The sequence below is a fragment of the Streptomyces sp. FXJ1.172 genome (assembly GCF_001636945.3).
Lineage (GTDB): Bacteria > Actinomycetota > Actinomycetes > Streptomycetales > Streptomycetaceae > Streptomyces.
The window spans coordinates 6265914-6278752 of the sequence record NZ_CP119133.2; the positions used below are offsets into that span (position 1 = coordinate 6265914).

Annotated in this window: 11 protein-coding genes and 1 pseudogene; 1 reads left to right on the forward strand and 11 read right to left on the reverse strand. The window is 73.1% G+C overall.

What is annotated here, in order from left to right:
- Nucleotides 1–26: 26 nt before the first annotated feature.
- The 8 genes and pseudogenes from nirD to A6P39_RS28120 form a co-directional block, all read right to left on the reverse strand.
- Nucleotides 27–392, reverse strand: coding sequence for a nitrite reductase small subunit NirD (nirD, locus tag A6P39_RS28085; RefSeq protein WP_067039352.1), 366 nt, complete (start codon nt 390–392; stop codon nt 27–29).
- On the reverse strand, nt 389–3007 hold the full coding sequence (nirB, locus tag A6P39_RS28090; RefSeq protein WP_067039353.1) for a nitrite reductase large subunit NirB: 2619 nt from the start codon (nt 3005–3007) through the stop codon (nt 389–391). Before nirB ends, nirD begins: the two co-directional genes overlap by 4 nt.
- On the reverse strand, nt 3007–4218 hold the full coding sequence (locus A6P39_RS28095) for an NAD(P)/FAD-dependent oxidoreductase (RefSeq protein WP_067039354.1): 1212 nt from the start codon (nt 4216–4218) through the stop codon (nt 3007–3009). The genes nirB and A6P39_RS28095 overlap by 1 nt, the downstream gene beginning before the upstream one ends.
- Before the next feature lie 627 nt (nt 4219–4845).
- Nucleotides 4846–6573, reverse strand: a complete 1728-nt coding sequence (locus A6P39_RS28100) for a hypothetical protein (protein ID WP_067039355.1) — start codon at nt 6571–6573, stop codon at nt 4846–4848.
- An 11-nt stretch (nt 6574–6584) separates the two neighbouring features.
- Nucleotides 6585–6734, reverse strand: a complete 150-nt coding sequence (locus A6P39_RS28105; protein ID WP_159395924.1) for a hypothetical protein — start codon at nt 6732–6734, stop codon at nt 6585–6587.
- 136 nt (nt 6735–6870) lie between these two features.
- Complete coding sequence (locus A6P39_RS28110) at nt 6871–7521, reverse strand: class F sortase (RefSeq protein ID WP_067039386.1); 651 nt, start codon at nt 7519–7521, stop codon at nt 6871–6873.
- A 125-nt stretch (nt 7522–7646) separates the two neighbouring features.
- Entirely contained in the window at nt 7647–8147 is a 501-nt protein-coding gene (locus tag A6P39_RS28115) for a hypothetical protein (RefSeq protein ID WP_067039356.1), read from the reverse strand.
- 281 nt (nt 8148–8428) lie between these two features.
- Nucleotides 8429–8593, reverse strand: a pseudogene (locus A6P39_RS28120) (M4 family metallopeptidase); the annotation flags it as partial.
- A 116-nt stretch (nt 8594–8709) separates the two neighbouring features.
- Between A6P39_RS28120 and A6P39_RS28125 the strand changes: the two are divergent.
- Nucleotides 8710–9141: a gamma-glutamylcyclotransferase family protein gene (locus A6P39_RS28125; protein WP_067039358.1), complete on the forward strand. Its 432-nt coding sequence runs from the start codon at nt 8710–8712 to the stop codon at nt 9139–9141.
- Between the two features lie 73 nt (nt 9142–9214).
- Here A6P39_RS28125 and A6P39_RS28130 read toward each other — a convergent pair whose 3' ends face one another.
- From A6P39_RS28130 to A6P39_RS28140, 3 genes are read right to left on the reverse strand one after another with little or no spacing between them, the layout of a single operon-like run.
- Nucleotides 9215–10162 (reverse strand): hypothetical protein, encoded by a 948-nt coding sequence (locus tag A6P39_RS28130; protein WP_067039359.1) that lies wholly within the window; start codon nt 10160–10162, stop codon nt 9215–9217.
- On the reverse strand, nt 10159–12372 hold the full coding sequence (locus tag A6P39_RS28135; protein WP_067039360.1) for a DUF6571 family protein: 2214 nt from the start codon (nt 12370–12372) through the stop codon (nt 10159–10161). The genes A6P39_RS28130 and A6P39_RS28135 overlap by 4 nt, the downstream gene beginning before the upstream one ends.
- Nucleotides 12372–12824 carry a hypothetical protein gene (locus A6P39_RS28140; RefSeq protein ID WP_067039361.1) on the reverse strand — a complete coding sequence of 151 codons (453 nt, stop codon included), beginning with the start codon at nt 12822–12824 and terminating at the stop codon, nt 12372–12374. Before A6P39_RS28140 ends, A6P39_RS28135 begins: the two co-directional genes overlap by 1 nt.
- Nucleotides 12825–12839: the final 15 nt, after the last annotated feature.

Consider the following 12839-nt stretch of genomic DNA (forward strand, 5'->3'; position numbering starts at 1 on the left):
CCGGGACGACCGGTCGAGCCGGGTGGTCAGGCCGGCTCGGGCTGGGCCACGCGCACCGCGTACGCGGCCACCCGTACCGTCTCGTCGTCCAGGCACTGGCCGCTCGCCAGGTCGAAGCGCTGCTTCAGCAGGGGCGAGGCCACGAACGGGCGGCCCTCGTGGGTGCCGGTCAGGCCGCGGGACAGGACGGCCGCGCCGGTGAACGGGTCGCGGTTGTCGATGGCGTAGAGCCGGTCGGCGCGGTCGCGGAACAGGGCCACCTGGCGGCCGTCCGGCAGCAGGGCGGCCGCCCCGCGCCCGGGGAGCAGCGCGTCCAAGTCACAGGCCGTGAACCAGCCGTCGGCCAGCTCGAGTTGGACCTTCAGGGTGGTGGTCTCGACAGCCAGGGTCATCGCTGGGTGCTTCCTTCCAGGACGTCGTCGGCGGGCCGCATGCCGATGGCGAGCAGCGGCAGGTCGGGCTTCATCTGATCGCGCTCGGGCACGAAGGAGACGATCGGGTCGGGGGTGTCCGGGGCGTTCACGAAGGACACGAACCGGGCGAGCTTCTCGGGGTCGTTGATGGTCTCGGCCCACTCGTCGCGGTAGCCCGCGACGTGCGCGCGCATCAGTGCCTCCAGCTCGTCGCAGATGCCGAGCGAGTCGTGCACCACCACGTCGCGTACGTGGTCCAGGCCGCCCGGGATCCGTTCCAGCCACACGCTCGTGCGCTCCAGGCGGTCGGCCGTGCGGATGTAGAACATCAGGAACCGGTCGATCAGGCGGACCAGTTCGGCGTCGGACAGGTCCTGCGCCAGCAGGTCCGCATGGCGCGGGGTCGCGCCGCCGTTGCCGCCGACGTACAGGTTCCAGCCGTTCGCGGTGGCGATCACACCGAAGTCCTTCGACTGGGCCTCGGCGCACTCGCGGGCGCAGCCCGAGACCGCCGACTTCAGCTTGTGCGGGGAACGCAGGCCCCGGTAACGCAGCTCCAGGTCGATCGCCATGCGGACGGAGTCCTGGACGCCGTAGCGGCACCAGGTGGAGCCCACACAGGACTTCACCGTGCGCAGCGCCTTGCCGTAGGCGTGCCCGGACTCGAAGCCGGCGTCCACCAGCCGCGCCCAGATCATGGGGAGTTGTTCGGCGCGGGCGCCGAACATGTCGATCCGCTGGCCACCGGTGATCTTCGTGTAGAGGCCGAAGTCCCGGGCGATCTCACCGATCACGATCAGCTTCTCGGGCGCGATCTCGCCGCCGGGGATCCGCGGCACGACCGAGTACGAGCCGTTCTTCTGGAGGTTGGCGAGGTGGTGGTCGTTGGTGTCCTGCAGGGCGGCCTGCTCGCCGTCGAGGATGTAGCCGCTCGCGCCGATCGACGGGGCGAGGGAGGCGATGATCGAGCCGACGGCCGGCTTGCAGATCTCGCAGCCGTCGCCGCCCCGGGCGCCGTCGCGGCCGTAGCGGTCCAGCAGCTCCCGGTAGGACGTGAGCCGCAGGGTGCGGATGATCTCGTACAGCTCCTCGCGGGTCTGGGCGAAGCAGCCGCACAGACCCTTGTCGATCTCGACGCCGGAGGCCTCCAGCTCGGCGTCGACCAGCTGGCCGAGCACCTTGACACAACTTCCGCAGCCGGTACCGGCCTTGGTGCACTTCTTCACCTCGGGCAGGGTGGTGCACCGGTGCTCCGACACCGCCCCGCGGATGGTGCCCTTGCTGACGTTGTGGCAGGAGCAGATGACCGCGTCGTCCGGCAGTGCGGACGGGCCGAGCTGGGCCCCCGAGTCCGCTCCGGCGGGCAGGACGAGGAACTCGGGGGAGACCGGCGGCACCGAGCCGGTGAGGGCGCGCAGGGTGCCGTACGCGTCCGCGTCGCCGACCAGGATGCCGCCGAGCAGCGTGCCGTCCCGGCCGATGACCAGCTTCTTGTACAGGCCCGCGCGGGAGTCGGAGTAGACGACGTCCAGGCAGTCCTCGGTGGTGCCGTGCGCGTCACCGAAGGACGCCACGTCCACGCCGAGCAGCTTGAGCTTGGTGGACAGGTCGGCGCCGGTGAACGTCAGCTCCTCGGTCTCGTCGGCGGCGATGGCGGCGGCCGCGGTCTGAGCCTGCTCGTAGCCCGGTGCGACCAGGCCGTACACCCGGCCGTCCGCCGCCAGCGCGCACTCGCCGATCGCGAAGACGTGCGGGTCGGTGACCGTGCGGCACCACTCGTCCACGGTGATGCCGCCGCGCTCGCCGACCGCGAGGCCGCAGTCCCGGGCCAGCTGGTCGCGCGGGCGCACCCCGGCGCTGAACACCACCATGTCGACGGGGAGTTCGGAGCCGTCGGACAGCTTCATGCCGGCGACCGAGCCGTCCTCACCGGTGACGATCTCCTGGGTGCCCACGCCCGTGTGCACGCTCAGGCCCATGCCCTCGATGGTCCGCAGCAGCGCCGCGCCACCGCCGTCGTCGACCTGCACAGGCATCAGGCGCGGCGCGAACTCCACGATGTGCGCGTCGAGGCCGAGGCCCTTGAGCGCGCCGGCCGCCTCCAGGCCCAGCAGCCCGCCGCCGACCACGGCACCCACCCGGGCCGTCGACCGTGCGTACGCCTCGATGGCGAGCAGGTCCTCGATCGTGCGGTAGACGAAGCAGCCGGCCGCGTCCTTGCCCGGGACCGGGGGGACGAAGGGGTAGGAGCCGGTGGCCAGGACGAGGGTGTCGTACGCGAAGACCCGGCCGGAGCGGGCCGTGACCTCCCGTGCCGCGCGGTCGATCGTCTCGGCCGGGTCGCCGATGTGCAGCTCGATGCCGTGGCCGTCGATGAACTCCATGTCGGTCATGGAGAGGTCCTCGGCGGTCCTGCCCGAGAAGTACGAGGTGAGCGCGACGCGGTCGTACGCCGGGCGCGGCTCCTCGCAGAGCACGACCACACGGTGCGTGGCGGTCAGGCCGCGCTCGGCGAGCGCTTCGAGGAAGCGCTGGCCGACCATGCCGTGGCCGACGAGCACGATCGTGGGGGTGGCCCCCGGGGCGGTGGTCATCAGGAGCCTCCATCGTTGGTGAGCAGGTGGAGAAGGGGCCCTTCGTCGGGGAGCGGCTCTGCTCCCTCCCAGGCACGGGCGAGCGCGCCGACGGTGCCGAGTTCGCCGACGAGGACCCCGCCGACCAGGCGGTCGTCGCGCACGACGACCTTGCGGTAGGTGCCGCGGGTCGCGTCGGCGAGCCGTATGACGTCGTCGCCCGGCAGCGCCTCGGTCTCGCCGAACGCGGCCAGGTCGAAGGGGGAGTCCGGGCCGGTCAGGGTCAGCCGGGTCAGCGAACGGGTGCCGGTGTAGCGGGCGGTGCCGTTCCCGGCGAGCAACTCGGCGAGCGTGTCGGCCTGTTCGAGGGCCGGTGCGGCCAGGCCGTACACCGTGCCGTCGTGCTGGGCGCAGTCGCCGATGGCGTGGATGTGCGGGTCGCTGGTGCGCAGTTCGTCGTCGACGAGGATGCCCTGGTGGACGGCGAGCCCGGCCTCCGTGGCCAGGCGGGTGCGCGGCCGTACCCCGCACGCGACGACCACGAGGTCGGCGTCCAGGGCGTAGCCGTCGGCCAGTTCCACCGAGCGGACCGCACCGGCCACGCAGCGCACGTCCCGCACCCGGCACTCGGTGTGCACCTCGACGCCCAGGTCCGTCAGGTGCCGCAGCACCAGCCGGGAGGCGTCCGGGTCGAGCTGGCGCTCCATGAGCCGCTCGGCCTGCTGGGCGAGGACCACCTGCGCACCGCGCTCGGCGAGCGCGCGGGCGGCGGAGACGCCGAGCAGCCCGCCCCCGACGACGACCGCGCGCACCCCGGGCCGGACCGCCGCGGCCAGCCCCAGGCAGTCGTCCATCGTGCGGAACGCGTGGACGCCGTCGGGGAGCCGGCCGGTCAGGAACAGGCCGCGCAGCGGGGGCAGGACGGGGTTGGAGCCGGTGGCGAGGACCAGGCTGTCGTAGCCGATCGGCGGGCCGTCGACGCGGCTGACGGTCCGGGCGGCCCGGTCGATGCCGGTGACCCGGGTGCGCAGCAGGTCGCCGGGCGCCGGGAGGGCGATCACTTCCGGGGCGTACCGGCCGGCCAGCACCTCGGCGAGCAGGACCCGGTTGTACGGCGGGTGCTCCTCCTCGCCGATGAGCAGCGCGGGGGTGCCCAGCCGGTCGAGCCGGCGGGCGAGCCGTACGCCCGCGAGGCCGGCGCCGATCACCACCACACGCTTCTTCGAGGTCATGCCCCTGAGCGTGCGGTGCCGACGTTACCCGGCAGCATCACCTCTGTTTCCCTCGCGGAACGCTGCCCTCAGCGGGCCCGGGCCGGGGGTGTGAGGGTCCCGTGCGCGCGCCGCGGCGGCTTGTGAGGCCGGGGCCGCGATGAGCCCCGGCGTATCGCTGACGACGGTAGCCCCGCCGCCTGCAGCCTCACTCGCGGCCGGCTGGACCGGCGCCGCATGGGCCACTGCGTGGGCCGGCGCCGCGTGGGCCGGCGCGCGGTGCCCGCTTGGCTCCGCCCGGCTCTGGCCGCCCTCGCCCGGCTCCGCCCGCCCTCGCCCGGCTCCGCCCGCCCTCGCCCGGCTCCGCCCGCCCTCGCCCGGCTCCGCCCGCCCTCGCCCGCCCTCGCCTGGTCCCGCCCAGCTCCGCCCGGCCCCATCCTTGCCCGGCCCCGCCCGCCCTCGCCCCGCCTCGCCCGGCCCTGCTCGGCCCCGCCCAGCTCCGCCCGGCCCCATCCTTGCCCGGCCCCGCCCGCCCTCGCCCCGCCTCGCCCGCCCTCGCCCCGCCTCGCCCGGCCCCGTCCGGCCCCGTCCGGCTCCGGTCGGGTCCGGTCGGGTCCGCTCGGCTTCGGTCGGTCGGTGGGGCGGGGGTCAGGCTGGGGAGTGGGCGGGGGTGGTGGTGTGGGCGAGTCCGGTGGTGGTGTGGGCGAGTCCGGTGGTGGTGAGGGTGTCCACCAGCTCGGTGGCGCGGCCGGCCGCTTCGGCCGGGGTCGTCCCCGTGGTGGCGATCATGCCCCAGCGGTCCGGTACGCAGGCGACCGCCTGTGCCAGGCCCCCCGCGGGCAGCCGGGCGGCGGCGACGGCTTCGAGCCGGCGCAGGGTGGCCCATGGCGTGGGCCGGAACACCCGGGTGGCGGCGTAACCCTCGGCGACACCCCGGCGCCGGGCCTCGTCCAGAAACGCCCGCAGGCACTCCGCGCCGTTCGAGGAGAGGTTGAAGTCGATGGCGCCGACGGCCGGCCGCTCGCCGAACCGGCCGCCGAGCCGGCCGACCGCGAAGTCGATCCCGCCCGTGACCAGCGCCTGATGGCTGCCGTCCAGCCGGCTCGGCTCGCCGAGGAAGGCCGCGCGGATGGACTCCAGTGCCCCGCGGATCGTCCGGTAGACGGGCTCCGGCAGACCGAGTCCGGTCCAGCCAGCCTCGTCGACGTAGGTGTTTCCCGCCCACGCGTAGCCGTTGAGCGCCTGCAGCGTGATGCCCTCGGCGACCTGTCCGTGGCGGAAGTGGCCGGAGGGCGCCACCGGAACGCTCCTGCCGCCCAGCTCCACCGGCAGGAACTCGACCCAGGCCTCGAGCAGGTAGTCGTCGCCCAGCAGGTGGGCCTCCCGGGCCACCCGCGCCAGGCGGCCGGTGTCGGTGAGGTCGAGGTGGCCGGTGATCCGCGCTCCGTCACCCGCCTCACTCGGCTTCAGCGCGGCGGTGGTCGTTCCGTAGCGGCCGCGCAGCAGCTCGGCGGCCCGCAGGACCCCGGCGGTGAAGGCGTCCCGGTCGGCATGCTCTCGTGCCACCAGGTATCCGGGCAGCACCGGAATGCGCAGGCCGAGGTGTCCGTGTGCCTCGCTGAGCCGCTGTTCGGCGGCCAGCAGCTCCTCGGGGGACAGCCCCGCCGGGTCCAGCCGCTCGGCGGCGTCGACGCAGGGGTGCAGGTGCCGCTTGCGGTTCCACCGGGTGGCGATGACAGGGCCGTTGGCGTCCGTGACCAGCCGGGGCAGGTCGGCCGCACGGCGCAGCCACAGCAGGAAGATCTGCATTTCCAGGTCGAGGGCGTAGACCCGGATCACGGCGTCGCGGTGAGCGCGCAGCCAGCCGATGATCCGGCGCAGCGGGGTGTCCGCGCCCCGGTCGTGCTCGGCGGCCATGACCAGCAGGGCGTGGCTGAGGTAGTAGTGCTCCCGGTCGCCGAGGTCGACGGCGGGAACCCCCCTGATCCCGACGGCCTCGGCCCAGGGGGCGGTGCGGCCGACGGCGAGGTCGTCCGCGGTGGCGAGGAGGACCGAGCGCGCCTCGGTGTAGGTGGTCACGTCGTGGGGGCTGCGCCCCGCCGCCAGGTCGGCCACCTCGCCCTCGAACGCGCGCAGGGTCCCGGTGGTCGAGTGCAGCAGCAGCGCGGGCGGCCGGTGACCGGGCAGCATGTGGAACGGGACCAGTTCCTTCGCGGCCGCCGCGGGCACGGACGAGCAGTCCATCCCGATCAGCCGGTCCGCGAGGGCGGCCACCTCCCGGGCGCCGAGCACCCGGGGCCCGGTGTACAAGCCCTGCCAGGGGACCGTCCGGCCGTCCGGCAGCCGGTGGTCGGAGGGGGGATGCGGGGGGAGCACGGCCCGGCTCGTCACTGGGCCCGGGCGGCCCGGAACGCCACGGCGAGGCCGGGCTCGGGGCCGAGCCGGTGGTGGGCCCGGCCCGTCAGGACCGCGTCCTGGCACGCGGCGGGCTGCGGGACCGGCATTCCACGCTGCCGCCAGGTCTGCGTCTGCGTCATGAGGGAGAACCTCGGCATTCGTGCGGGACAGAGCGTGTCCCGGCGCACACTGATCCATCCTCGAAGAGGCCGCGGGGACGCGCAACCCGGCGAGCGGCCCTTCCCCGGCCGGGGACACCGAGCCGCCCCGGCGCGGTCATCGGGCGGCGCTCCCCGTCAGATGCGCGAACACCACCACGTTGCCCTGGTAGCCCGTCGCCCTGGAGTAGCCGCCGCCGCAGGTGATCACACGGAGTTCGGGGCGGGGGGCGGCGCCGTAGACCTTCTGGTCGGGAAAGTCACGGGCCGCGTACACCTCCACCGCGTCCACCGTGAAGACGGCGACCGTGCCGTCCCGGCGGTCCACCTCGATGCGGGCGCCGCGTTTGAGTGCGCCGAGGTCGTAGAAGACGGCGGGGCCCTCGGTGTTGTCGACGTGGCCGGCGACGATCGCGGTGCCCGTCTCGCCGGGCATGGTGCCGGCCTCGTACCAGCCGGCCAGGTTCTTGTTCTGCGCGGGCGGCACGTCCAGGCTGCCGGAGCGGGTGAGGGACAGGCCCATCAGCGGGGCGTTCACGCGTATCGCGGGTATGCGGATCCGGGTCGGCGGCGAGGGGGCCAGGGCGGGGGCCGCAGGACGCCCGCCGCCCGGATCGAGGCGGCCCTCCCCGACGGTGGGCTGCGGCGGCGTCCGTGTCCCGGTGTCGCCGAGCAGCCACACCCCGGAACCCAGGGCGGCGGCGGTGACCGCGGCTATCGCGGTGTCGCCGAGCCTGGCGCCGCGACCGCGCCTGGCACTCCTGCGCATGGCGATCAATCCCTCTCCCGGGGGCGGACCCCCGAAGATCCCCTCCCCCTCCGGGCCGCGAGGGGCGTCGGACCCGGAGGGGGCGGGATGTGCGGTACCGGCGGACGGACAGCGGAGGGTGTCCGTCAGATCCCGTCGCCTCTCGCCCGGCGATGCAGGAGCCAGGTACCGCCCGCGGCGGCGACGGCCAGCGCCGCCACACCCGCCGCGGTGTGCACGGGGTCGGAGCCGAGTGCGCCGCCGACCCCCGTCTTCAGACTTCCCCGCGGCTGCTGTGCCGCGTTCAGAGCCACCACCAGGTCGCCCTTCACCTGCCGGTTGCCCTCGGCGCACTTCGCGAGGATCTCGTACGTGCCCGGCTGCGCGCTCTCCGGCACGTGGAACTGGCCGACCGCCTCGCCCTCGTGCGCGCTGGGCGCCAGCGCGAAGACGCCGGCGCCGACCGCGCCCGCGTCCCCGGTCGCCGCCCCCGCGTTCCCGCACGCGGAGGTGTTCACGGTGACCTGGCTGCCGGGCACCACGGTGGAGGGAAACACGTCCAGGCTGCCGGTGCTGCCGGCCCAGGCGGGGGCCGCGGCCGCGCCGGCGAGCGCGATACCGGTCAGCAGACGGGCGGTGCGGCGCATGGTGCTCCCCAGAGCTTCGCGATTCGGTTCGCAGGGGGTGGCCCCTGCCCTTCCGAGGTAAGTCGCAGTCCGGGACTTCCGCCTTCTGACGCTGTGTCAGGAATGCGGTGAACGGGTGATGCCGCAAGCCCCCGTACGGCCCAGCCGGCGCGGTGTTCCGGCAGGTCACGGTCGTACGGGAGGCCTAAAGGAGAGACCGGTATGAAAAGAACACGAATGGAGCCCTCTCCTGTTGCCCCTGACCTCAGTTGACGTTGACCGCGCTCCAGGCCGCGGCCACCGTGGTTGGCGACGCCGGAGGAGTAGTGGACGTCGAGGTTTCCGACCGAACTGCTCCAGTAGTCCGCCGAGTTGCCGTCCTTGGACGGCTGGTCCATGTAGCGCAGGACGGTCTTGCCGAAGCCGGAGCGGACGATCTTCTCGCCGATGAGGTAGTCACCGGGGTCAGGCCCAGGCTCGCGGCGTGGGCCAGGAGTGCGGAGGCCGCGCTGTCGACCGAGTCCGCGCGGGTCGGCCTCGGGTCGGCGTGGGCGGCGGGGGAGAGGGGTACAGAATCGCTTCCGTGATCACGTCGGACCCCGGGACCCCGCTGCCCTTCTTCGTCTACGGCACCCTGCGCCTCGGCGAGGCCAACCACGACCTGCTCCTGCGGGGCCGCACCGCGTCCGAGGAACCGGCCCGCCTCCCGGACGCGGTGCTCTACGACGGCCCCGGCTACCCCTACGCCGTGGAGCGGCAAGGCGCCGAAGTGCGCGGCGAGTTGGTCACCGCCCGCCCGGAGTCGTACGACGACCTGCTCGCCGCCCTGGACCGGCTGGAGGAGTACGTCCCGGGCTGCCCCCGCAACCTCTACGAACGCGTCGCCCGGTCCGTCGTACGCGCCGACGGCACCACCGCCGCGGCCTGGGTCTATCTCGCCGCCCCGCGCGTCGCCGCCCGGCTGCGCGCCACCGGCACCCGCATCGAGGGCGGCGACTGGCTGTCCCGCCGCTGAGCCGGCCCGGCAGGGCCGGCCCCCCCCGGGCACGCCGGTCCCGATACCGGCAACCTGCGTCAGCCGGGCGCCCTCACGAGCAGCCGGCCGCACGGGCCAGTGCCGCCCGCAGGCCGCGGGCTAGTTCCCTGTCGTCCGTGCCGGTCTGCACGAGGGTCTGCCTGCCGCCGCACTTCAGGGTGACCGACCCGGCCGCGGGGTCGGTGGCGTTCAGCGCCACCAGGTACGGGTCCTGGGTGACGGTGAGGTGCGCCTGGTCGCCCTCGGCGCCGCCGCCGGTGCCGAGGGTGCAGCTCCAGAGCCGGAAGCCGCCGCCGGTCACATACTGCTCGGTGTACTTCGCGGGCGCGCCGAAGCCGGGCAGGGCGCAGGCCTTCCCGGCGGCCGGGGCCTGCTTCGTGAGCAGCCGCGGAGCCGTGCCCGGAGCCCTGAACGCGGCGTCCGCGCAGCCCAGTTGCCGCGCCAGCCCGGTCGCGGCCGTCATCAGCACGTCGGCCATCCGCCGCTGCAGCGTGCCGTCCTGCCAGGCCTGGTCCTGACCGCCCTCCGCCTCCAGCCGGACGTACGGCGCGCTGCCGGAGCCCAGCTCGCCGGAGCACCGCGCGGGCAGCAGCACCCCCGCCATGGTCCGGTTCACCCAGCCGGGCACCCCCGCGATCGGCGCCCGGACGGCGGAGACGCCGGCCACGGCATCCGCCATGGTCCACACACTCGTCACCGGCGTACCGCCGACGCTCAGCCGGAACTGCGGCTCCTGCATCGCTCCGTGGGAGTCCAGCCCGGCACCCACCTCGCAGTCGGCGCGCCGGCTCCCCTTGAGGTCCCCCTCGTCGGACGCGTACCGCCGCAGCGGGCGCACGCTGAGCGCGGCCACGTCGGTGTGCTTGAGCGTGCCCCAGCAGAAGCTGCTCCGTTGCGCAGCCGTACCGCTGTCCTTGCCGCCGCGCAGGACGGCGACGGTGACGCCGACGGCGGCCACCAGCACCGCCGCCACGATCGCCGTGATGGTGCGTTTCGTCATCCCGCGGGCTTTCCCATGGATCCGACGCCGGTCGTCAGACCGTCGTTGTAGCGCGTCTGGCCGTACTGCTGGAGGTTGGTCTCGAACTGCCCCGGATCCTGGTCCATCTTGGGCCACTGGCTCTGCGGCAGCTTGCTCTGCACGGCCTGTTTGAGCATCGCGTCGACCTGCTGGTGACCGGCGGAGAAGTGGTCGGCGAGATGCTGCCGGGTCTCCTGGTCCACCTGGGAGTTGAGGTTGTTCTGGTACTCGGAGGTGCCCACGTCGACCAGGCGCTGGATCGTGTCGCCGGCCAGCGGGATGCCGGTGATCGGGGCGCCGATGATGTGGTACTGCATCATCTTGTTCCAGGCGTTGATGCTCTTCTGGTCGTCGCCCATCTGGTAGATGACGTCCGCGCGCACGGAGTCCATCTGTCCGAGCGCCGCGTTGGACTGTCCCACGAACGCCTGGAGTTTGTCGGCGCCGGGCGCGTTCTTGTCGATGAAGGCCTGACCGTCGTACTTGTTCAGCTCCTGGGCGACGTACGACGTCTCGGCGTCGTGCACCTGCGCGAACGCGTGCCCGTCCTCGGCCATCGCCCGCATCACCGGGATCAGGTCCTTGTGGTTGATGGTCAGCCCGCTGTAGTCCGTGGGCGTGTCGCGTTCCTGGCCGAGGATCTGGTGCACATCGCCGATGTAGTCGGACATCATGCCGCCCATCGAGTGCCTGAGCCCCGCCGGCATGCCGCCCACCGGGTCGCCGGCGACGTTGTGGCCGTAGCCGTTGATCACGTCCGAGAAGATCGCCGCCTGCGCCGGGTCGTGATGGGCGGGGATCACCGGAGTCCTGACACCGGGCAGGTGGCCGGTGCTGGCCGCCTCCAGGGCGTCACCGAAGGCGTGGCGCGCGGAGGAGTCGATGAGGTCCTGCGGCATCTGGTTCTCGACACCGGCGCCGGGCCAGTGCCGGTCCTTGAGGAAGTAGTGCAGGTTGTCGTTCTGGTGCGGGTCGAAGTAGGACTCGGCCGCCTGCGGGTTGCGGCTCATGGCCTGCATCAGACCCTTCATGGGGTCTTCCTGGGTGCCCTGCCAGTTGTCGGAGATCCCGTCGTACGGGTTCTTGGTGTGCGTCTCGTAGTCGCGGATCTCGTCGCCGGTGGCCGACAGCAGGCTGCCGTCGTAGACCGCGTTCCCCGAGCCCATGAGCTTGGTGAGGATGCCCAGGCCGTCGGCGCCGCCCTTGAGCTGGCCGGGGGCCTGCGGGGGCAGGTCGTTGCCGTTGCGGGCCGCCTTGAGGAGCTGCTTCGCCCAGTCCGAGGGCTCGCCGCCGTTCGGGCCGAGCGGGGAGTCGGGGCGGGTGGCGGTGGCGAGGTTGGCCGACAGGGCCTCGCGCAGCCGTCGGTCGGTGTCCGACGTCGGGTTCGTGCCGTCGCCCTCCAGGTTCTGGGCGAGCAGCAGCAGGCCCTCCTGGCCGTCCCGGCCGTGGTAGTTCATGTCCTTCATCAGCTCGCTCGCGAAGACCGGGGAGTTCTCCCCGTTCTCGGTGAGCTGCAGGAGCCGCTTCTTCTCGGCGCCGGTGAGCCCGTCGAGCCGCGAGTACAGCCCGGCGGCCTCCTTGGCGTCCTTGGCGTCCTGCGCGGCCTTCTTCTCCGCGGCGACGGCCTGGTCGCGGTCCCCGTAGGCGGAGTCCGCGAAGCCCTCCTTGACGCTGTCCACCAGCGACTTGAGCACGCGGGCGGCCGAACTGTCGCTCTCCGTCGCCTTGCTGAGGATCCGCTGCACCTCGTCGCGGAACAGCTCCTCGTCGACGTCGGTGTGCTCGGGCACCGTCGTGCCCTTCGCGGCCCGGTCCGGGTGCACGATCATCTGGACGTGGAACATCCCGCAGCCGTCGTCCACGACCGTCAGGTTCTTCTTCTTGTAGGTGTCGATGGTGTCCTGGAGGTTCTGGCGGTAGCTGACGAGTTCGTCGTGGGTGTCGCGCAGGATGTTGGCGATGCTCTGCGCCTGCGTGTGCGCGTCGGTGAACTCGTCGGCCGTCTTCGTCACGAACTCCCGGGTGACCGTCGCGTTGATCCCCGCCCAGTTCGCCTTCATGGCCTTGGCCTTGAGGTTGTCCCGGGCGTCGCGCTCCAGGGTCTCCAGGCGCTTCGTCATGGTGTCCCAGTCGGTGATCGCCTTGCCGAGGTCACCGAAGTCGCCGTGCAGCAGCACATGCAGGTCCATCAGTACCCCCGGTGTTCGTCGAAGCCCTTGTCCAGGGTGGAGATGCTGCTGAGGGTGGCGTAGACGCGCTCCTCGTCCCCCTTGTGGACGGCCTGGGTGTAGTCGAGGTGCGTGTAGATGTGCACGCACGCGTCGAGCAGGTTCTGCACCTGGTCCACCCACCGGGTCGCCACGTGGTCGAGGGCCTCGCCGAGGACGAACCCCTGGTCCGTCAGCCCGCCGGCGGCCTTGAACGACGAGATGCGCGCGAGATCGCTGTCCTTGTCGAAGTCCGTGTACAGCGCGTAGGCGGCATCGCCCACGGCCTTCAGGTCCTTCTCGCACACCGTCAGGTCGCCGTGGGGCGCGTCCCCGCCGCCCCCTCCCGGATCGGCCAGGTGGTCGATCTGCATCTTCGCCGAACCGCGCTGCCGCGCCTCGGACTTGAGCTGTTCCCACTCGTCCCACGCCATGCGGATCTCCCCCGT

Excerpts from the sequence above, each read along its gene's own strand:
- A6P39_RS28115 (WP_067039356.1), bottom strand. The coding sequence starts at position 8,147 with ATGCGCCGCACCGCCCGTCTGCTGACCGGTATCGCGCTCGCCGGCGCG.
- A6P39_RS28105 (WP_159395924.1), bottom strand. The coding sequence starts at position 6,734 with ATGACGCAGACGCAGACCTGGCGGCAGCGTGGAATGCCGGTCCCGCAG.
- nirB (WP_067039353.1), bottom strand. The coding sequence starts at position 3,007 with ATGACCACCGCCCCGGGGGCCACCCCCACGATCGTGCTCGTCGGCCAC.
- A6P39_RS28135 (WP_067039360.1), bottom strand. The coding sequence starts at position 12,372 with ATGGACCTGCATGTGCTGCTGCACGGCGACTTCGGTGACCTCGGCAAG.
- A6P39_RS28130 (WP_067039359.1), bottom strand. The coding sequence starts at position 10,162 with ATGACGAAACGCACCATCACGGCGATCGTGGCGGCGGTGCTGGTGGCC.
- A6P39_RS28110 (WP_067039386.1), bottom strand. The coding sequence starts at position 7,521 with ATGCGCAGGAGTGCCAGGCGCGGTCGCGGCGCCAGGCTCGGCGACACC.
- nirD (WP_067039352.1), bottom strand. The coding sequence starts at position 392 with ATGACCCTGGCTGTCGAGACCACCACCCTGAAGGTCCAACTCGAGCTG.
- A6P39_RS28095 (WP_067039354.1), bottom strand. The coding sequence starts at position 4,218 with ATGACCTCGAAGAAGCGTGTGGTGGTGATCGGCGCCGGCCTCGCGGGC.
- A6P39_RS28140 (WP_067039361.1), bottom strand. The coding sequence starts at position 12,824 with ATGGCGTGGGACGAGTGGGAACAGCTCAAGTCCGAGGCGCGGCAGCGC.